Annotated in this window: 18 protein-coding genes and 2 pseudogenes; 6 read left to right on the forward strand and 14 right to left on the reverse strand. The window is 41.2% G+C overall.

The annotated features are described in order from the left end of the window. Nucleotides 1-115: 115 nt before the first annotated feature. The 5 genes from E7Y33_RS02790 to E7Y33_RS02805 form a co-directional block, all read right to left on the reverse strand. Nucleotides 116-598, reverse strand: coding sequence for a hypothetical protein (locus E7Y33_RS02790; RefSeq protein WP_139689578.1), 483 nt, complete (start codon nt 596-598; stop codon nt 116-118). A gap of 147 nt (nt 599-745) precedes the next feature. Next, a complete protein-coding gene (locus E7Y33_RS02795; RefSeq protein WP_139689579.1) occupies nt 746-2,323 on the reverse strand; it encodes an AAA family ATPase in 1,578 nt (525 codons plus the stop codon). After that, nucleotides 2,324-2,788, reverse strand: a complete 465-nt coding sequence (locus tag E7Y33_RS02800; protein WP_001039967.1) for a hypothetical protein — start codon at nt 2,786-2,788, stop codon at nt 2,324-2,326. It abuts the gene before it with no gap. Beyond that, the gene (locus tag E7Y33_RS09415; RefSeq protein WP_000343799.1) at nt 2,788-2,964 is read right to left on the reverse strand and encodes a hypothetical protein; all 177 of its coding nucleotides are present in this window, start codon (nt 2,962-2,964) and stop codon (nt 2,788-2,790) included. Before E7Y33_RS09415 ends, E7Y33_RS02800 begins: the two co-directional genes overlap by 1 nt. 13 nt (nt 2,965-2,977) lie before the next feature. Beyond that, the gene (locus tag E7Y33_RS02805; protein ID WP_139689580.1) at nt 2,978-4,699 is read right to left on the reverse strand and encodes a hypothetical protein; all 1,722 of its coding nucleotides are present in this window, start codon (nt 4,697-4,699) and stop codon (nt 2,978-2,980) included. A 217-nt stretch (nt 4,700-4,916) separates the two neighbouring features. On the opposite strand from E7Y33_RS02805, the pseudogene E7Y33_RS02810 reads away from it, so the two are divergent. Further along, nucleotides 4,917-5,420: pseudogene (locus E7Y33_RS02810) on the forward strand (site-specific integrase); the annotation flags it as partial. Between the two features lie 93 nt (nt 5,421-5,513). On the opposite strand, the gene rpsD reads toward E7Y33_RS02810, so the two are convergent. The 8 genes from rpsD to E7Y33_RS02850 all read right to left on the reverse strand — a co-directional run bounded on the left by rpsD (nt 5,514) and on the right by E7Y33_RS02850 (nt 14,598). Then, entirely contained in the window at nt 5,514-6,125 is a 612-nt protein-coding gene (gene rpsD / locus E7Y33_RS02815) for a 30S ribosomal protein S4 (protein ID WP_000092756.1), read from the reverse strand. Between the two features lie 201 nt (nt 6,126-6,326). Beyond that, nucleotides 6,327-7,361 carry a sensor histidine kinase gene (locus tag E7Y33_RS02820; RefSeq protein WP_139689581.1) on the reverse strand — a complete coding sequence of 345 codons (1,035 nt, stop codon included), beginning with the start codon at nt 7,359-7,361 and terminating at the stop codon, nt 6,327-6,329. Next, nucleotides 7,358-8,056, reverse strand: a complete 699-nt coding sequence (locus E7Y33_RS02825; protein ID WP_125384924.1) for a response regulator transcription factor — start codon at nt 8,054-8,056, stop codon at nt 7,358-7,360. The genes E7Y33_RS02820 and E7Y33_RS02825 overlap by 4 nt, the downstream gene beginning before the upstream one ends. 80 nt (nt 8,057-8,136) lie before the next feature. Then, nucleotides 8,137-10,224 (reverse strand): SSURE domain-containing protein, encoded by a 2,088-nt coding sequence (locus E7Y33_RS02830; RefSeq protein WP_139689582.1) that lies wholly within the window; start codon nt 10,222-10,224, stop codon nt 8,137-8,139. 156 nt (nt 10,225-10,380) lie between these two features. Beyond that, nucleotides 10,381-11,046: a potassium channel family protein gene (locus E7Y33_RS02835; RefSeq protein WP_001283880.1), complete on the reverse strand. Its 666-nt coding sequence runs from the start codon at nt 11,044-11,046 to the stop codon at nt 10,381-10,383. A 13-nt stretch (nt 11,047-11,059) separates the two neighbouring features. Then, a complete protein-coding gene (locus tag E7Y33_RS02840; RefSeq protein WP_139689583.1) occupies nt 11,060-12,439 on the reverse strand; it encodes a TrkH family potassium uptake protein in 1,380 nt (459 codons plus the stop codon). Between the two features lie 33 nt (nt 12,440-12,472). Next, nucleotides 12,473-13,237, reverse strand: coding sequence for a nucleoside phosphorylase (locus tag E7Y33_RS02845; RefSeq protein ID WP_139689584.1), 765 nt, complete (start codon nt 13,235-13,237; stop codon nt 12,473-12,475). 125 nt (nt 13,238-13,362) lie between these two features. Next, on the reverse strand, nt 13,363-14,598 hold the full coding sequence (locus E7Y33_RS02850; RefSeq protein ID WP_139689585.1) for a carbohydrate-binding domain-containing protein: 1,236 nt from the start codon (nt 14,596-14,598) through the stop codon (nt 13,363-13,365). A 200-nt stretch (nt 14,599-14,798) separates the two neighbouring features. On the opposite strand from E7Y33_RS02850, the gene E7Y33_RS02855 reads away from it, so the two are divergent. After that, the gene (locus tag E7Y33_RS02855; protein WP_202612939.1) at nt 14,799-15,575 is read left to right on the forward strand and encodes a polyphosphate polymerase domain-containing protein; all 777 of its coding nucleotides are present in this window, start codon (nt 14,799-14,801) and stop codon (nt 15,573-15,575) included. After that, nucleotides 15,568-16,251 carry a DUF4956 domain-containing protein gene (locus E7Y33_RS02860; protein ID WP_139689587.1) on the forward strand — a complete coding sequence of 228 codons (684 nt, stop codon included), beginning with the start codon at nt 15,568-15,570 and terminating at the stop codon, nt 16,249-16,251. Before E7Y33_RS02855 ends, E7Y33_RS02860 begins: the two co-directional genes overlap by 8 nt. A gap of 39 nt (nt 16,252-16,290) precedes the next feature. On the opposite strand, the gene E7Y33_RS02865 is transcribed toward E7Y33_RS02860, so the two are convergent. Then, entirely contained in the window at nt 16,291-16,854 is a 564-nt protein-coding gene (locus E7Y33_RS02865; RefSeq protein ID WP_139689588.1) for a sugar O-acetyltransferase, read from the reverse strand. A gap of 175 nt (nt 16,855-17,029) precedes the next feature. Here E7Y33_RS02865 and E7Y33_RS02870 point away from each other — a divergent pair, with 175 nt between their 5' ends. The 3 genes and pseudogenes from E7Y33_RS02870 (at nt 17,030) to E7Y33_RS02875 (ending at nt 17,978) form a co-directional block, all read left to right on the forward strand. After that, a complete protein-coding gene (locus E7Y33_RS02870) occupies nt 17,030-17,338 on the forward strand; it encodes a rhodanese-like domain-containing protein (RefSeq protein WP_000468871.1) in 309 nt (102 codons plus the stop codon). Nucleotides 17,339-17,347: 9 nt separating this feature from the next. Continuing rightward, nucleotides 17,348-17,692: pseudogene (locus E7Y33_RS09635) on the forward strand (rhodanese-like domain-containing protein); the annotation flags it as partial. Continuing rightward, entirely contained in the window at nt 17,682-17,978 is a 297-nt protein-coding gene (locus E7Y33_RS02875) for a rhodanese-like domain-containing protein (protein ID WP_070800220.1), read from the forward strand. The pseudogene E7Y33_RS09635 and the gene E7Y33_RS02875, both read left to right, overlap by 11 nt. Nucleotides 17,979-18,035: the final 57 nt, after the last annotated feature.

Genomic DNA, 18,035 nt, shown 5'->3' on the forward strand with positions numbered 1-18,035 from the left:
TAGTCGTTTTAACATCGAGATGAATTTTTCCTGTTACCTAACAGTATCCTTTTAGGTTAATTACCAATTATTTATGAAATTCTCTGTATGCCATATGTTACTGCTCTATACATAATTAATCTTTTATAACTGATACGGAACCATTTGAGCTAATTGCTCGACAACAATCTGTATAAACTTCGATAAAATCATATCCTCCATGTAAAGCAATGCTTTTAGCTTTATCGAGTCCACCAGGTAATGTCTCTCCTCGTTTATAATGCTCAATGATTTCTCCAACTAAGTCTAGGGTGTGCGCTTCATAAGGTGCTCCTAAATAACATTTTGCTACAAAACCTAGGAGAACTCCATTAATATCCACATCTGGGAATTCTGACTTAATTGTATTAATAATTTCATTTACTTCCTTTTTATTATGAACATGTCCTCCTGCATCTAGTTGATGAATAGCATCTATATATTCTTTAGACCGTGATTTTCTTAGAAGCCTATCTAAACTCAATTTATCTATCTGCGGTTGTTTTAAGTTAGAAGTCATGATATGGCTTGCTTGTGTTTGTTTTTGGGATTGGTATGGATTTAACATTGGTCTAGGCATCTATTTTTCTCCTAATCGTGTTATAAGTTATATTTTGCAATTTAAGATTCCTTTTAATGGTACTCTCAGAATAAATCTTCATTTAGAGAATTATAAAAATAGACACGAAACTGAGATTACAGTTACCGTGTCCAAATAATGAACTTATTAAACAAGTACTTTTCTTGTTTTAGGTCCACTTTGTTTATGAACAAGTCCCTCTCCACCGATTGGTTTTCCAGATGCAGGAACAGCTCTTTCTTTCCCCCAATCTCTAATAGCCTCAATTTTTTCTGGGCTAGTTTGAGAGAGTGGGACTACGTTATTGAAAGCAGTCATGATATTCTCTTCATTGAGAATAAAATTGTTATTAGCGATAGCTCGGTAAGCTAAATCTCTAACTGTCGATTCTAAATCAGCACCAGTGAAACCATCACTTATTTGAATGATATTATCAGCAAAATCTCCTTCAAATTCTAGACTTAAGTATTTTTTAAAATACAAAGCAAGTATTTCTTTGCGCTCATCTGCAGTAGGTAAATCAACAAAGAATAACTCATCAAATCTTCCTCGACGGAGAAGTTCTGATGGAAGCATAGACACATCATTAGCTGTTGCCACTACAAAAACTTGTTTTTTGCATTCTTGCATCCAGAATAAGAATTGACCAACCATACGAGTAGATACACCACCATCATTAGCGCCACCAGTAGCTCCTGATAGCCCTTTTTCTATTTCATCAATCCATAAAATACACGGAGATACATTCTCAGCGGTAGTTAGAGCATCTTTGAGTTGCTGTTCAGACTGACCTACATAACTTCCTTGAACCGTTGCAAAATCTAAACGATACAATGGGAGTTTCCAGTTAGCGGAAATTGATTTAGCAGATAAAGATTTTCCGCATCCAGGGACACCTACTAGGAGTATTCCTCTAGGTGGCTGCAATCCTTTCTCACGTAACATATCTTTCTTTTCGGGAGTTAGCAATTCTTTCTTTTCATTAAGCCACTTCCTTAATCCTTCAAGTCCTCCGACATCCTTTACAGAATCATCTACAACTATTTTTTCTAGGCCAGAGATATCAGAGAATAGGCGATCTTTTGCAAATCTTATCTCATCTAAATCAGATTTTCTTATGCACTTATTTGCAATCAAAGCAGCAATAACGTTCTCTGCCTCGATTCTAGTTACCCCATTGAGAGCTGCAGCAGCTTCTCGAATATCGGAGTTGTCCCATTCAATCTGGATATCGTTTCTATAATCGTCAATGTATTCTTGAATTATTGAGTACATTTCCTCTTCGTTAGGTAAATCTATTTTTACTGTCATACCTTGCCGTTGAAGTTGATTCCAAATAGGGGTATTGGTAAAAACTATTACAACGCCTCCAGTTTCATTGGCTAGATTGACCAGTGCTAAGACTTGTTTAGAATCGCTATTTTCATTACTAAGATCCGGAACTTCTGTCAGTACAATAGTTTGGTATTGTTTTTTTTGCATTTGGTCCGTCATGTAATCTATTGCACCATAAACAGATTTATCATCGTTAACATTTTTACCAGAACTAAGATCATACACACCTTTGGTGAGAGTATGTACGTTGAACGGAAGTTGTAATTCTTCAGATATTTCCTTTAACATATCTAATGTTCTACTTGGCTCAATGGTATTGATAGCAATAAAAGGAATTCTTGCAAGTGAATATCTTGTAAGAAGTTCTTTGCTTTTTACTATATCGCTCATTTACTGTTCACCTTTATTTAAAAAAGAATTAATTTTATGATTTCTAATAATACTTGACATTTTCCCGCTTCGGTCCTGTTTTGCAGATTCTTCTAAAGATTTTTGCATGCTATTAGCTTGTTCTATAACGAGATTTAGGTAGTGTTGTCGCTCTTTATCCGGAATTACAGGAAGATTGATTGCTTCAGCTAAGAACGTCATTTCTTTTCTCAAAGAAAGAATTGCTTGAATAATAGCTCCCTCGTATCCTTGGGATTTTAGTAAATCATTTTGAAACTTATCTGAAGCTACATTCATACGGTAATTAACAGCGTCAATTAACTTTGTAGAGAAACGTTCTGCCACACCGTATTGCCATTCGATAGTTCCAGATTTCATCATTTTTAAAACTGTTTCATCATCATCTTTGTTTTTAAAAATAGCTAAGACATTTACCCATTCTGCATATGTTTGTGGTTTATTCATTATTTTTGCCGTTTCCTTCTGACTAGCAATTGTGGGGGCACAATATCCCATGAAGGGAGTCCCTCAGCAAACACGCTCATAGGTTCTTCAGTGATATCTTCTTCAGTATTAATGCTCTTAAATGGAGTGGTGTTATTAGATGATAGCTTACTATCGCCTTTATATTTTTCATCCATGTCAATTACCTCCTCAAATTTTAATCTTTCTATTAGATGATGCCAACTTGTTTACATATTGTTCAGGTCTTATTTGTTCGAGGAAATCAAGAACTTTAGTGCTTTCAGCATCTTTCTCTGCGAATTCAATTCTAAAGTCTACAATTTCAGCTAGAGTAGCTCTTATAATTTGTTCACCATTCACTCTTTTATTCTCGTATTGTTCTTCAATTTTCTTGCGATTCGTTTCAATGTTTTCAATATTAGATTTATGCTTAAGAACCATAACAATCCCTGCTATAATAGCTATTAAACCTAAGAAAATATTCCCAAAAATCATCATTAAACCGATTACTCCGATAGCTATACCACCATACAAAAGGAATTTATCGAATAAACTTGGGAAGTAGTTTGACAAAGTTTGTTCTTTTTCAGAGTCAATCTGAGAATTGAATTTTTCAATCAACTCGTTTTCGTTTTGGCCATCTGTTGATTTATCATTAAAAGTATCCACATTAATTTCAATTTCGTAAGGAATCTTCATGCGATTTTTTGCAGTAACGTCATTATAAGCGTTTGTTACCCAATCACGAGAAAGAGCCAATGCAAATTTTTGGGTTGATATACTTGAGTGAGAAGATTCGGGTTTCATTGCTGCATCGGTAAGCAACTGGGTGAAGTCTTTATGGGTTTCAAATGCAGTCACCTCAATATCCATGTTTTGATGAGCACGGTTGTCATCTCCTCCAAAGTCAACCACAAACTGCTCGAATTTTTCTTGTTTTCGAAGAGCTAGTTCCTCGTTATCAAAATCAGTCACAAGTGTGTCTAAAATATCATCTAATTGTTCTTTGACGCTTTCTGTAGACCCTTTTTTCTCAAAAATATCAGTTAGATAGTTTAATATTTGTTCATGGAGATGAGCACCTTCTAAAATATCCTCTAGAACAGGCCAACTATTACTATATTTTCTTAGGTTAGGGTATAAATCTTCATCTAGTTCTCTTCTTTTTAAGTTAATGGCTTCGGACCATTGTTCTGTTTGCTGTTCAGTAAAACCAGGTTTTTCTTCAAGTCGACTGAGCCATTCATTCATTTGACGTGAGATGACTCCTTCGGTATCAGCTCCCAAGAGTCCACTCGCAAAAGCATCTAAGATAATTATAGAATTTCTGTCGAGATTTTCTTCATCTTGATTAGCTAGATAACGTTGAGTCCACTTAAGGCATGCGTTCTTTCTGTTAGCTCTTCTACAAATTAAGGCAAAGAAAAGGGAGGTTTTTTCATCATTTCGTTTAATCCCTTCCTTGACTGCTTTTTCAGCTAACTCGGGTTGATTATTTATCCATGCTGCTAATGCAACTAAGCATGGAGCAAGCCAGTAGCCTGGAGTTGATATCATTAGTTCTTCTGTTGCAGTGCTGATTGTTTCTTTTTTGACAATTCCTAAATCATCAGCTTGTAAAATCCCTGTGGTAGTACGACGAACAATATCATAATGTCCGTATTTCTTCTCAATTTCCTGACGTATTTTTACCAGTCGAGTTTCAGCTTGTCCTAATCTATTAGCTTTTTGTTGGATATTCACAAATTCATGAAATTCTTGTGCTAAACTACCAATTTCATCGTACACGATTTGAAGATTTTCGTTTGCTACATCAACTCTAGCATCAATTGTTTGTAATCCTTCATGGATAGAGCGCAAGTTGTTCTCGATAGCTCGAAGATCAGCTTGATGTATTATTCTTTCAGCCATAATATCCCCCTTGTTAATGATTTCCAAATTAATTAGAAAAAATTTTGACTAATTTTCTAAATAAACTATCTTAAAATCATTTTAATTTTTTTCTTATAGAAAAAGAATATCATAATTATTTTATTAATTCAACTTACCATAAGAATAAAGCGAAAGTATTTGATTCGCGCTGACCTTATAGTTACTCGATAGGTATTTTTGGTATATAGAAATCGATTATCGTATCAATGAAGCTTTAGCTCTTTCTTGGTCTGATATAGATTTAGATAATGCAGTTGTGCATATCACAAAGACTTTAAACTATAAACAAGAAACCAATAGTTCAAAATCAAAATCTAGCTATCGTGATATCGATATAGATCAAGCGACTGTTAGTATGCTGAAGCAGTACAAACATAGACAAGTACAAGAAGCTTGGCAACTTGGGCGCTCTGAAACTGTAGTCTTTTCTGACTTCATAAATGAGTACCCCAATAATCGAACTCTACAAACCAGGTTAAGAACTCACTTTAAACGTGCTGACGTACCTAACATTGGTTTTCATGGTTTTCGCCATACTCACGCTAGTCTCTTGCTTAACTCTGGAATACCTTACAAGGAACTTCAGCACCGTTTAGGACATTCCCAATTATCTATGACTATGGACATTTATAGTCACCTCTCAAAAGAGAACGCAAAAAAAGCAGTCTCACTCTATGAAACTGCACTAAAAAGTTTATAACTGAACAAATAACTGAACAAACCCAGAAATCAACGTTTTAAGACAAAGCAAAAAGCCCACTGTTGTAGGCTTTCTGTAAGATATTTCTTAAAATTAAAGCATTTTGTTGTAGAATTCAACGACAAGTGCTTCGTTGATTTCTGGGTTGATTTCGTCGCGTTCTGGCAAGCGAGTCAATGAACCTTCCAATTTTTCAGCGTCGAATGATACGAATGCTGGACGTCCAAGTGTTGCTTCTACTGCTTCGAGGATTGCTGGAACTTTCAATGATTTTTCACGAACTGAGATCACTTGACCTGGAGTTACACGGTATGATGGGATATCAACACGTTTTCCGTCAACAAGGATATGACCGTGGTTTACGAATTGACGAGCTTGACGACGAGTAGTCGCAAGACCAAGACGGTAAACAACGTTATCCAAACGACGTTCCAAAAGAAGCATGAAGTTGAAACCTAGGATTCCGCCTTTGATTTTTGTAGCTTGTACGAACAAGTTACGGAATTGTTTTTCACCTACACCGTAAGTGAAACGAAGTTTTTGTTTTTCAGCCAATTGCAAACCGTATTCTGACAATTTAGAACGGTTGTTTGGTCCGTGTTGTCCTGGTACGTAGTTACGACGTGCCAATTCTTTACCTGTACCTGTAAGTGAAAGGCCAAGGCGACGAGCTTGTTTCCAAGATGGTCCTGTATAACGTGACATATGTATGTCCTCCTGATATAAATAATATTTGGCGGAAATAGTCACTTAGAAAGCCCTGATTCGTGCAGATGCCCTTCGCCTAAACAGCCAAGGTTACTTGTCATAAGACACCTGTTGACGAGCTTCATGCTTTCCTGCTGCTATTTCACACAAAGGCTATTGTACCATGAAAAGCTAGATTTGTAAAGGGATTTTACAGCTTTATTTCAAATTGAGACAGAATGTAAACTTGCTTCCTAAGCCATATTGACTTTCTGCTGTGATTTCGCCACCAAGCTGATGGGCTAGTTCTCGTGCAATCGCAAGTCCTAATCCATGCCCACCTGTCTTCATATTGCGCGAAGTTTCTACACGATAAAGTCGTTTAAAGATCTTTTCCAAATCCTCAGGATGAATCCCCTGACCCTCGTCTTTCACACTGATTGTCAGCTCTTGTTCTGTTAATTGGGCAAGAACCTCGATTCTGGTTCCTGGTTCTGAATATTTAAAGGCATTGTTTAACAAATTGACCAGAATACGAGAAAGTTTGTCAGAATGGCTCTTGATTTTCGCCGACTCAGGTGATACTTGAATGTAAACATCCCGCTCCTCTTGTTCAATCTGGAGTTGAAATTCACTCATTGACTCAATCAGCAATTGATCTAAAAAGACCTCTTCGACTTCTTCATCAGCAGTTTCTTGAGGTTGTGTGTTAAGAGTCAAAACATCCAATTCCTCTACTAGCTTGTTTAGACGCTCAGTTTGCCGACCAATCGTAGCTAAGTAGTGGAGCCGCTCCTCTTCCTTAATCACTCCATCTAGAATTCCCTCCACAGTAACCTGAATGGAGGTAATGGGAGTTTTAATATCGTGAGAGAGCTGCGCAATCATCATTCTCTTTTCTTGCTCGCTCTCATCAAGTGATTGAAAGGTAGCTTGCAAATTGTGGGACATATCATTAAAAGCCTGGCCCAGCTCTTGAAATTCTAATGGGCCTTTGGTTTCAATTTCTGTGCTGAAATCCTTGCTGGCTATATCCTGAGCTTGTTTTTTCAAATGTTTCAGAGAAGAGAACACTGGCGACAAAAGAAAGATGCTCACTGCAGCGCCAATGAAACTAGCAATCAAGGTCATTCCAACTAGAAAGTAAACTTCACTTTTCTCAATCAACATTCGTTGGACTGCCCAGAAAACAACCAAAATCGTTAGTAGAGTCGACACTAGATACCCCACTAAAATATAGTTTTTTAATTTCATTTTCTACCTCTTGGTTTTTCCATCTTATAGCCCAAACCCCAGACAGTTTTGATAGCAGGAGCATTTGAATTTGTATACTTAGTCAACTCTTGCCTCAAAGCATGGATATGAACATTGAGTGTATTGGTATCATCCACATAGTCCTCTTGCCATACCTTCTCGTAAAGTTCCGTCTTTGAAAAGACTCTCTCAGGATTGCTGGCTAATATCCATAGAAGTTCAAAGGATTTTACTGTCAATTCCAATGGTTGCTCCCCAATGCGAACCTCATGAGTCACATGGTTGATCACTAAGTCACCAAACTCGATCTGTTCTGTCTCTCCTCCACGGCTAAGGCGACGCAAGATATTATTCACTCTTAAAACCAATTCGCGTGGGCTAAAGGGTTTGACTATAAAATCATCTGCCCCCAAACTTAAGCCATAAATCTTATCCTGTTCGCTTGTCTTAGCAGTTGTAAAGAGAAAGGGTTGATCCGGAGCGATATACTGAACTTCGCTGATAAAATCATAACCGTCCATATTGGGCATCATGATATCTGTGATAATGAGGTCGATAGATTTTTTTCTGAAAAGTTCTAATCCCTCCTTACCATCATGGGCGACCAAAACATCGTAACCTGCCTGTATAAGATAGCGGTTTTGAATATCTAGAATATCTATCTCATCATCAACCAGCAAAATTGTCTTTTTCATCTGACACTCCTTCGATAAAAACAGTGTTATACTTGCTTTAGTATAACACTATTTTCCCTAATGTTTAAGTGATTTGAATCTTAATCTTCTCGTTTGGTTGTCAAACCTAAAAGTCCAACAAGACCTGCCAAGGCTAGACCAAAGATACCAAGGCCAGCTGTAGCCGTTTTAGCTTCCCCAGTATTTGGTAGCATCGCTTTATCATCTTTTTTCATCATATTAGCCATTGGGCTAGAAGCTGGTTGATCGACCTTCATATCTGACATATGGTGATTTGTACCCATCATACCCTCAGTCGTACCTGTAGAGCCTGTTTCAGAAGGCTTCGTATTCATCTGACCTTGTTGAGATGGTATTGTCGCCATTTCTTTTCCACGAAGTCGAATCGTTACTTGACGAGTTGCGATAAGATTTGTCAAATCTGGTTTGCCATCTTTAGCGCCATAGACTTTAACAGTAGCTTGGTAAGTGTGAGTGCCATTGGCACGAAGTTGGTCTAGAAGGGCTTGTCCTTCTTTGCCTGTCGTGTTGCCATTCAAATCCACTTCGTAGAAATATTGACCTTTAGCCAAGCCTTCAAGTGGCAATAGAGCAGGATTTTTAGCTGTTCCGTTGTCTGACCATGGGGCTTTGTCTGAGGCTTTTAACAAGAGGCGAGTCAACATACCATCTCCACCAAAAGCTTCATATGGAATAACTTGGTTGACACCGGCCAAGAATGGACCTGGAACATTTGCTTTTTCAAGGTGGCTAGCTGGAACATCAATCATGTCTTTAACATTGTTAACAACAGAGTCTTTAACCTGAGTCGGTGTGGTCAAACCATTCAAATTAACAGTCAAATCTTTAGTCGCTACCAGATTAGTTAAGTCAGGCTTGCTGTCTTTCGCACCGTACACCTTGATAGTAGCTTTATAGCTTTGAGTGCCGTTTTGTTTCAAAAGGTCAAGAAGCTCTTTATCTGATTTTCCTTGGGTGCCTGCCAAGTCTACTTCGTAGAAGTAAAGACCTTTGCCCAATTTCTCTACTGGTGGGAGAGCAGGATTTTTAGCTGTTCCGTTGTCTGACCATGGAGCCTTATCAGAGGCTTTCAAGATCAGGCGAGTCAACATGCCATCTCCAGCAAAGAATTCATATGGAATGACTTGGTTGACACCAGCTGTAAATGGTCCTGGAAAATTAGCTCTATCCAAGTAAGAAGCTGGGACATCTACTGTGTCTTTGGTGTTATCAGCCACACCTTTTTGCACTTCAGCTGGAGTGGTCAAGCCATTCAAGTTGACATCCAAATCTTTAGTTGCTACCAGATTAGTTAAGTCAGGCTTGCCGTCTTTCGCACCGTACACCTTGATGGTAGCCTTATAGCTTTGTGTACCATTTTGTTTCAAAAGGTCAAGCAGCTCTTTGTCAGATTTGCCTTGGGTGCCTGCTAAATCCACTTCATAGAAGTAAAGATCTTTACCCAATTTCTCTACTGGTGGGAGAGCGGGATTTTTAGCTGAGCCGTTGTCTGACCATGGAGCCTTATCAGATGCTTTCAAGATAAGGCGAGTTAACATGCCGTCTCCAGCGAAGAATTCATATGGAATAACTTGATTGACGCCAGCTGTGAACGGGCCAGGGAAGTTGGCTTTATCTAGGTAAGTAGCTGGGACATCTACTGTATCTTTGGTGTTGTCGGCCACACCTTTTTGCACTTCAGCTGGAGTAGTCGCCGGTTGCGCTTCACTGGCTTCACGGTCTTGTCCAGAACCTGTAGACGCAGGACTTTCCACAGATTTAACTGCATCTTCTGTTTGTTTCTTAGAGTCAGGTTGTGCTTGCGCTTCTTCTTTTGGTTCTACCACTGGCTCTTTAGCAGTTACATCCGCTTTTTCTGAAGAGCTTGTCGTATCCACACTTGCTTTAGGTGTTGGAACAGACTGTTCTGAAGGAAGAGCTACATCAACTGCTTTTTTGAGAACCTCTGCTGGTAAGTCGCTCTTTTCACTCACCGAAGTAGTGTCTGGCACGACTTGGGCAGGGGTCGGATTGACGACATCAGCACGTGCAGAACTTGGTTGACCAACTAGGACAAAGAAGCCACTAGCCACAACAACTGAAGCAACACCGACACTGAGACGGCGAATTGACCAACGAGTATATCTCTGATTTGGATTGAATTTCATAGGATTCTCCTTAGAGTTTTCTTTTTTTTGATGACTCTAGTATAATCTCCTAAAATTAAAAAGGATTAAGAAAAAGTTAAAATTTTTCTTAAATTCCTCTTATAAAATACTTATATTGACTCGTTAATTATTGGGATAGAGAGTACCCTTCCTCTCCTACTCACTCAGTTCAGCTAGGGTGTCCAGATGTTGGTTATTAATGACGGCCATGATGTAGGCATCTGCCTGCAAGAGGTCATTGGGTCCGAATTGGACATCCAGAGGAGCATTTTCGTAGGCACGAAAACCTAGTACGTTGAGGTTGTATCGCCCACGTAAATCTAACTGACTAAGGCTTTTACCAGTCCACGATTGGGGGATTTTCATCTCGACAATCGAAACATTCTTATCTAGCTGAAAGACATCCACGCTGTTATGAAAGAGGATGGTCTGCGCTAATGAGCGCCCCATTTCAAACTCTGGTGAAATGACTGCGTCTGCACCAATTTTTTCCAACACCTTTTTAGCTGTATGGCTTTTGACCTTGGCAATGACGGTCGGCACTCCTAGACTCTTGCAGTGCATGACCGCGAGAACACTGGACTCTAGATTTTCACCCGTTGCGACGACTACGGTATCACAGGTGTCAATCCCCGCTGATAGAAGGAGTTCTTCATCCGTGATATCTCCAACTACCCCTCGCGCCAACACTGGTTCAAATTGATTGATACGCTCCTCGTGGTCATCAATAGCAATGATATTCATGTCATGCTTGGCTAGGGCAGCCAAAACACTGCTCCCAAAAATTCCCAAGCCTAAAATTCCAATTGTCCGATCTGACATCGTTTTTCCTTTCTTATCCGATAGTGATATCTGCTTTCATATAGTGAATCGTATCTTTCTTGTCTGGCTGGTATTCCGCTACACTAACCAGTAGTGTCAAGGGACCAATACGGCCGATAAACATCAACAACATAACGATACTGAGGGCTAACTTACCTAACTCCGGCGTTAAATTTGCCGTCACTCCAACTGTCGCAAGGGCTGAAATGGTCTCAAACATGAGGTAGATAAAACGCGGATTTCCTTCTGCGGTTACCCCTAGCAGGATCAATCCCAGCAAGAAAGTCAGCAAGAAGATAATAAAGACACTGAAAGATTTTTGCACGGTTCGGGGTTCAATGGTCCTCCTAGCCACATTGGCATGAGGCAAGCCCAATAGTTCGCTACGGGCAAAGACCAACAAGACAAAGAAGGTCGTAATCTTGAGTCCCCCTGCTGTCCCTCCAGGTGCCCCGCCCAGAAACATCTGCAAGATGTAGATCAGCAAGGTAACTGGTCGAGCCTGGGTGTAATCAATAGAGGCAAAACCTGCCGTTCTCATGCTGACGGTCTGGAAGAAACTAACTAGCAATTTCTCTGGAGCGCTGAGATTTCCAATCGTCCCAGGATTGTTCCACTCAATTAAGAGAGTCGATACGGTTCCAAAGAGTAAAATTCCCACCGTTAAAAAGAGAACTAACTTGGTATGGAAACGCAGGCGACGTTTTTTCTTTTTCCCAAACTGGGTCGCTAGATCAAACCAGACCATAAATCCTAGACCGCCCGTGATAATCAATCCTGCAATCACTAGATTGATCAAGGGATCCGTTTGAAAGGCTACCAAACTCGTACTCCCAAAATTATCAAATCCAGCATTGCAGAAAGCTGAAACAGCCAAAAAGATAGAGGTTAACACCCCTCGTCCCCAGCCAAATTCAGGAATGAAGCGGAAACTCAAGAGAAAGGCACCAATCCCTTCCACCAAAAAAGTCGTCAGAAAGATCGATCGGATGAAGTCCTTTAGAGACTGGGTTTCTCCATAAGCAAAACTTTCTTGAATGGTCTCCCGGCCACGAAGACTGAGCTTTTGCTTGCCTTGGATATAAAAGATTCCGATAAAGGTCATGAGCCCCAAACCGCCAATCTGGATTAAGAGCATACAGATCAACTGGCCCCATATATTATAAGTAGAAGCCACTGGCAGGGTGAAGAGCCCTGTCACACAGACCATGGACACCGTTGTAAAGAGATGATCAAAGTAGGTCGCTTGTGACGTTGTTGCTTGAACAAAAGGGAGGCTTAAAAGGAGCGAGCCCAAGAAGATAACCAGGGCAAAACTTAAAAAGATGCGACGGGCTGGTGATAAACGTCCCAATGTCGTCTTGATTTTTTCCAAAAATGATTTGAATAACATAGATACATTCTACCATAAAAACAGTCAGAACACTCACATGTGGTGCACAATGGCAAGACAGAGTTCGAGTGCCTTGTCAAAAGCTTCAGAACCCCAGTCACGACTGTCGTAGTTGTCTAGATCCGCCAAGGAATCTGCGGTAAAGAGCAGTTCTCCCCAGACAACTCCACGTAGCTGAGCTACTGCCGCAAGAGCCGAGCACTCCATCTCCACAACAGCACAGCCTTCTTCCTTGCGATCGGCAACCTTTTCAGCCGTCTCTCGGTAAAAACCATCTGTCGTCCAGGTCATGACTTCCTCATAAGGAATGCCTCTTTGTTCCAAGACTTGCTCAATGGCAGAGATAGCCTCAATCTGCATCTCCATATAACGAGAAGGTGCTACATAATGGTAGCTGGTCCCCTCATCTCGCAGAGCCCGAACAGGGACGAGAAAGGCATTTTCCTCTATATCGGCTAGTACGCCACAGGTTCCAGTGGAAATGATTTGCTCCACACCATAGCCAACCAACCAATCCATAAACTGGGCCGCTGGAGCGGAGCCCACGGGCGCCTGGGCTAGACAGATTTCCTCGCCCTTGTAGTTGAGGACGTAGACTGGATAAGTCTTGGTGGCCGAAACGAACTCACCAACACAATCCGCCCCTACTTCCTGAGCATAGCGGTCAATCTCTTCCTCCAAAAACGCATAGATGCACTTCTTTGGCAACTTTAAGTCCAATCCCTCGTGATTTGGCATAAGGACGGCCTGAGGATTGTCATCAAACTCTAAAATGGGAATCGCATGTTTCTGAATCATAACCCACCTCCTCTAATTTTGTACTATTGTATCAAAAGCTGACGGAGTGTCAAGGAGTTGACTTTACATTTCCTCTAATAACAACACAAAAGTCTCCCTTCTCTTTCGAGAAAGGAGATTCTTTTTTATCCTTGTCCGCCAGGGGCTGGACCGCCGTCTTGAGGGCCCCCATTCGGTCCTCCGCCTCCAGGCATAGAGTTGACGATTTCCGTTTGTTTTTCACCGTTGAGATAGGTGTCACCGCCTGTGTAGGTCGCTGTTCCATCAAAGTCAAAACCTGTTTGACCAATCATTTTAATGGTTCCGCCTGTGACCGTCACGTTCCCGTTTGAGTCGATTGGGTCTGTGTCCCCTTGACCTACTTCTACTGTTAGATTTCCACCGTTCATGGTGAAGAAGATTTCACTTTGTTGGGCGTTTTTATTAGCCGCATTGACTCCATCATCTGTCGAATAGATGGTAATGTCCCCACCGTTGATAGTGATGGACTTACCTTCAAGTCCTTCTGTCGAATTCTTGACGGTGTAGGTACCACTATCGATAACCAAATCACCTGATGCGTGGATGCCATCATCTCCTGCTGTGACGGTGATGTTGTTGTTGGATAGGTACATGGTTCCGACTGAAGTATCCTCGTCATTGTCCACCTTCACGCCATCCTCTTTGGCATCGATAGTCATGGTCGTACCAGTGATGTTGAGTTCATCATTGACATTAAAGGCATCGCCAACCGCTGTGATGTTATAAGTTCCACCCGTGATGTGGAGGGTGTCGTTGGCCTTGATACCGTTGTTCTTCTTGCCATCTACATTGAGAGTTCCTTTCCCGTTGATAGTCAAATCCACCTTAGAAAAGAGAGCTGCGTCTGCTTTTTCGTCGCTGTTAGAGCTTGAGTCAGAGAGACTGTTGGTGGTTCCCTCTGCTAGAGTTAAGTAGACATGGCCAGCTGATGTCGCAGATAGCGCTGCATTGGTATTGGTCATGGTCGCACCTTTTAGGACTAGATGAACATCTGCCGACTTATCTGCCTCGACCTTGATCTGCACTCCGTCAGACTGACCTGAAATCACATAGGTCCCAGATTTTGTGATGGTCACCGTTGATTCAGAGACTGTCACCCCATCTCCAGAGACGTTTGCTGATGAGCCAGATAACTCAATATTAGAAGCTGTGCTTTCATCATAAGAAGTATCATTGTCCTTCTCTGTAAAATAGGATGATTGGTTTGTCTTTGTTGCAGTTGTTGTTGCACTATTTGTCGTTGCATTGGTATTGGATGTAGTTGTTGACTGGGCACATGCTGCCATCAGCACCATTGCCGTTAAACTCGTTGCGAGTAGGGTCCATTTTTTTGATTTCATACCTTTTCCTCTCCTTCGTATGATATAGCTAGACAGTCTACAGAAGATTCCTGAAACAAAACTAAAACTTTTCTGAAAGTTTCCTTAAATTCAGTTTCACTTAAGTTTCGCTTAATAAAACTTTTAGAAATGTCCTCTAGACTTGTTCCAAGCAAGTTTACCTTGTTTAATCTATGATTTATCTAAAGGAGAAATTGCTTATGAAACCCCTAGAAACAAGCTTTGAACGGATCGAAACCAAGTACCTGGTCTCTAAAACAGACCTACAGGATTTAATAGAAGATTTGAAAGACTACCTCGTCGAGGACGACTATCCGACTTCGACCATTTCCAATATCTACTTTGATACAGAAGATTTTCAGCTCATTCAAGACTCTCTGCAGGATCAGCATAAGAAGGAAAAAATCCGTATGCGGACCTATCTCGCACAGCCAAGCGCTGACAGCCCCGTCTTTCTAGAAATCAAGTCCAAAGATGATTCCGGTATCGGTCACAAGCACCGCGTCCTATCCCAGTCCGATACCATCACCCAACTCATCACCAAAGGTTGGGGAGAAGACCTGATCAAAGATAGCTTTATGGTAGCAGAGGTTCAAAAGTTACGCCAACGCTACAGCGAGGCTCTCAAACCGCGTATCTATATTTCTTATGACCGTTTTTCACTAAAAGAAAAAAAGAAAATCCCAGGATTCCCCTACCAGAAAATTCGTGTCACTCTTGACCAAAACCTGACCTATCGTGATAAACAGGTCTGCCTATTTGCTGACAAGGAAGGCCTGCCTCTCTTAGAAGACGAGCTAGTCATCATGGAAATCAAGGCGCCTGGTGATAAACCTCAATGGCTAGAGGATATCCTTGATAAGTATGGTATGGTAGAGCAAAAATTCTCAAAATACTCCTGCGCCTACCATAAATCACAAGGACTAGCCTATGCCCCACAACCTATCGGAGAAAGTGTAGGTAATGCTTATGTCTAACCTTTTTAACTCTATTTTCAACGACGCAACCGCCACTGCTGACCCCCTCCAACTCCTACTCGCCCTTGTCGTCAGTCTTTTTCTAGGACTAGCACTCAGCTGGGCCTACAAGCAACGGACTCTTTACACACGGGAATTTGTCATCAGTTTGACCCTTTTACCTTGTTTGATGACGCTGGTCATCTTCCTAGTCAATGGCAGTCTCGGAACGTCGGTTGCAGTGGCAGGAACCTTTAGTCTCATTCGTTTCCGTTCTGCCACGAGTGGCTCTCGAGAGCTAATCGCTATCTTTCTAGCCATGATTATCGGTCTGGCGGCAGGGACAGGCTACCTTCTCTTAGCCGTTCTCTTCACGGTCTTTATCATAGGAATTTGGCTCCTTTTGGAAAAACAACAGAGCAAGAGCAATCACCAACGTCGTAGACTCTTGACCATCACACTTCCCAATAAAGAAGACCGCCTAGATACTATCCAGGTCGCGCTGGATCAATTTTGCACCGAGTCTGACCTTATCTCAGTAGATACCAGCAATGCTGGTGAATCCTTGCAAACCGTCTACGAAGTCGATCTCCATCCTCAAGTAGACGACTTTCAACTGACGAGCTACCTGACAAGCAAGATTCCTCAATGCGATGTTTCCTTGACTAAAAAAGCAAAAAAGAAGAAAAATTTATAAGACTAAAGCTCATAAAAAGAACATCCTCGGCTGTTCTTTTTAGTTTTCTTTTACTGGAATTTCCTTGATAACACGCGCAGGATTCCCAGCTAGGACAACATTGTCTCCGAAGGACTTGGTGATCACAGCCCCTGCTCCAGCGACGACGTTATTGCCCAGTGTCACTCCAGGAAGGACAATGACGCCACCTCCAGCCCAGAAATTATCTCCAATGGTGATGGGCTTGCCATATTCAACCCCTGAATTGCGTTCATGTGGATCCAGTGGATGGAGTGGGGTTAAAAACTGACAGTTGGGGCCAAGCATAGCGTTGTCCCCGATGCGAATAGGACAAACATCCAGCATAGTCAAGTTCCAATTAGAATAAAAATTTTCCCCTAGATGGATATTGACCCCATAATCGACCACCAAGCGTGGATTGACATAGAGATTTTGCCCAGTTGAGCCAAACCAAGTCTTGATAATATCCGCTCCCTTCAAGGGATCTTCTTCTCGGTTAAAGGCAGACTGTTTTTGGCGAGAAGCCTGCGCCAAGGTCTGTAATTCAGGATCCGACGGACGGTAAGGCTCCCCTGCTATCATTTTCTGGTATTCACTGGTCATCTTATCACCTCATACTTACTTTGGACCCATCATATCAAAAAGCCTTTGAAAGGTCAAAAATAGCCTGCTTTCTAGACTCTCGAAACTAATTCCCTCCCAAGTCAAAACAAGTTGCTTGACAAAAGATTGACTTCATGGTTTAATATACCCCGTAAGGGTATGTTTGGAGGTGCCTATGTTTCACTTATTATTTACAAAAATTGACAGTATTTCTACCAGCGAGTTAGAAGCTAAACTCAGAGAACCAATTCAGCTACTAGATGTTCGGACGCCTATGGAATTCCGTAGAGGTCATATCAAAAATGCCAAAAATGTTCCTTTAACGGAAATCGGTTCTTACACACCTGCGACAAAAGAAACACTTTATGTCATTTGTCACTCTGGTGTACGAAGCAAACTAGCTGCGAAAAAGCTTAAGAAAAAAGGCTACGATGTCATCAATGTCCGAGGCGGTATGAGCGCTTGGACAGGCAAGGTCATCTAGAAGTATAAAATTGGTTACGTAGCCTTGAACCTAATCGAAGGTCTGAGCGACAATATCCAATGGTATCCGCTCGAAGACAATCTGACTAAGGGCAAAAATTCCTAAATCACGGATAAGTAGCGAATTTCAGGGGGCAACCCAAGGTCGATACCATCCATATCCCCTAAATGAACTAGGGGAGAGCTTGGATGAACCAGACAAGAACCAAACCTACATCCTTAGCTGCCACAGTGTTTTGCGCAGCTATATTACAGAGCGTATCCTCTAGTGGCAGGATTTACCGTCCAAAACCTTGATGGCGCTTATTCACAATATAAAATAGCTAATCCAGAAGGAGTCAAATATGGAAACTAGTATCAGCATGGCTGACTTTTATGAAAAATACCTAAATGAAAATCTAAATCTTATCGATGTACGTGAAGTGCATGAATTCCAAGCAGGACATGCACCAGGAGCCAAAAATCTTCCGTTAACCACCTTGGAGCAAGGTTACAAAGAACTCAAACCTGACCAGGAATACCATGTCATCTGTCAAGGTGGAGTACGCTCTGCCTCTGCTTGTGAATTTCTAAGCGCCCAAGGCCTCACCGTTATCAATGTTGAAGGTGGTATGAATTCTTGGCCCGGTCAAGTAAAATAAGCAAAAAACCGATTAAGGAACTTAATCGGTTTTTTCATTTCTGCAACCCACTGATAT

Origin of the sequence: Streptococcus oralis (assembly GCF_006175905.1) — a bacterium.
GTDB classification, from domain to species: domain Bacteria; phylum Bacillota; class Bacilli; order Lactobacillales; family Streptococcaceae; genus Streptococcus; species Streptococcus oralis_BG.

Coding starts and splice junctions, on each gene's coding strand:
- E7Y33_RS02795 (WP_139689579.1), bottom strand. CDS start 2,323: ATGAGCGATATAGTAAAAAGCAAAGAACTTCTTACAAGATATTCACTT.
- E7Y33_RS02870 (WP_000468871.1), top strand. CDS start 17,030: ATGTTTCACTTATTATTTACAAAAATTGACAGTATTTCTACCAGCGAG.
- E7Y33_RS02790 (WP_139689578.1), bottom strand. CDS start 598: ATGCCTAGACCAATGTTAAATCCATACCAATCCCAAAAACAAACACAA.
- E7Y33_RS02800 (WP_001039967.1), bottom strand. CDS start 2,788: ATGAATAAACCACAAACATATGCAGAATGGGTAAATGTCTTAGCTATT.
- E7Y33_RS02820 (WP_139689581.1), bottom strand. CDS start 7,361: ATGAAATTAAAAAACTATATTTTAGTGGGGTATCTAGTGTCGACTCTA.
- E7Y33_RS02850 (WP_139689585.1), bottom strand. CDS start 14,598: ATGAAATCAAAAAAATGGACCCTACTCGCAACGAGTTTAACGGCAATG.
- rpsD (WP_000092756.1), bottom strand. CDS start 6,125: ATGTCACGTTATACAGGACCATCTTGGAAACAAGCTCGTCGCCTTGGC.
- E7Y33_RS02845 (WP_139689584.1), bottom strand. CDS start 13,237: ATGATTCAGAAACATGCGATTCCCATTTTAGAGTTTGATGACAATCCT.
- E7Y33_RS02875 (WP_070800220.1), top strand. CDS start 17,682: ATGGAAACTAGTATCAGCATGGCTGACTTTTATGAAAAATACCTAAAT.
- E7Y33_RS02840 (WP_139689583.1), bottom strand. CDS start 12,439: ATGTTATTCAAATCATTTTTGGAAAAAATCAAGACGACATTGGGACGT.
- E7Y33_RS02830 (WP_139689582.1), bottom strand. CDS start 10,224: ATGAAATTCAATCCAAATCAGAGATATACTCGTTGGTCAATTCGCCGT.
- E7Y33_RS02855 (WP_202612939.1), top strand. CDS start 14,799: ATGAAACCCCTAGAAACAAGCTTTGAACGGATCGAAACCAAGTACCTG.
- E7Y33_RS02860 (WP_139689587.1), top strand. CDS start 15,568: ATGTCTAACCTTTTTAACTCTATTTTCAACGACGCAACCGCCACTGCT.
- E7Y33_RS02805 (WP_139689580.1), bottom strand. CDS start 4,699: ATGGCTGAAAGAATAATACATCAAGCTGATCTTCGAGCTATCGAGAAC.
- E7Y33_RS02865 (WP_139689588.1), bottom strand. CDS start 16,854: ATGACCAGTGAATACCAGAAAATGATAGCAGGGGAGCCTTACCGTCCG.
- E7Y33_RS02825 (WP_125384924.1), bottom strand. CDS start 8,056: ATGAAAAAGACAATTTTGCTGGTTGATGATGAGATAGATATTCTAGAT.
- E7Y33_RS02835 (WP_001283880.1), bottom strand. CDS start 11,046: ATGTCAGATCGGACAATTGGAATTTTAGGCTTGGGAATTTTTGGGAGC.
- E7Y33_RS09415 (WP_000343799.1), bottom strand. CDS start 2,964: ATGGATGAAAAATATAAAGGCGATAGTAAGCTATCATCTAATAACACC.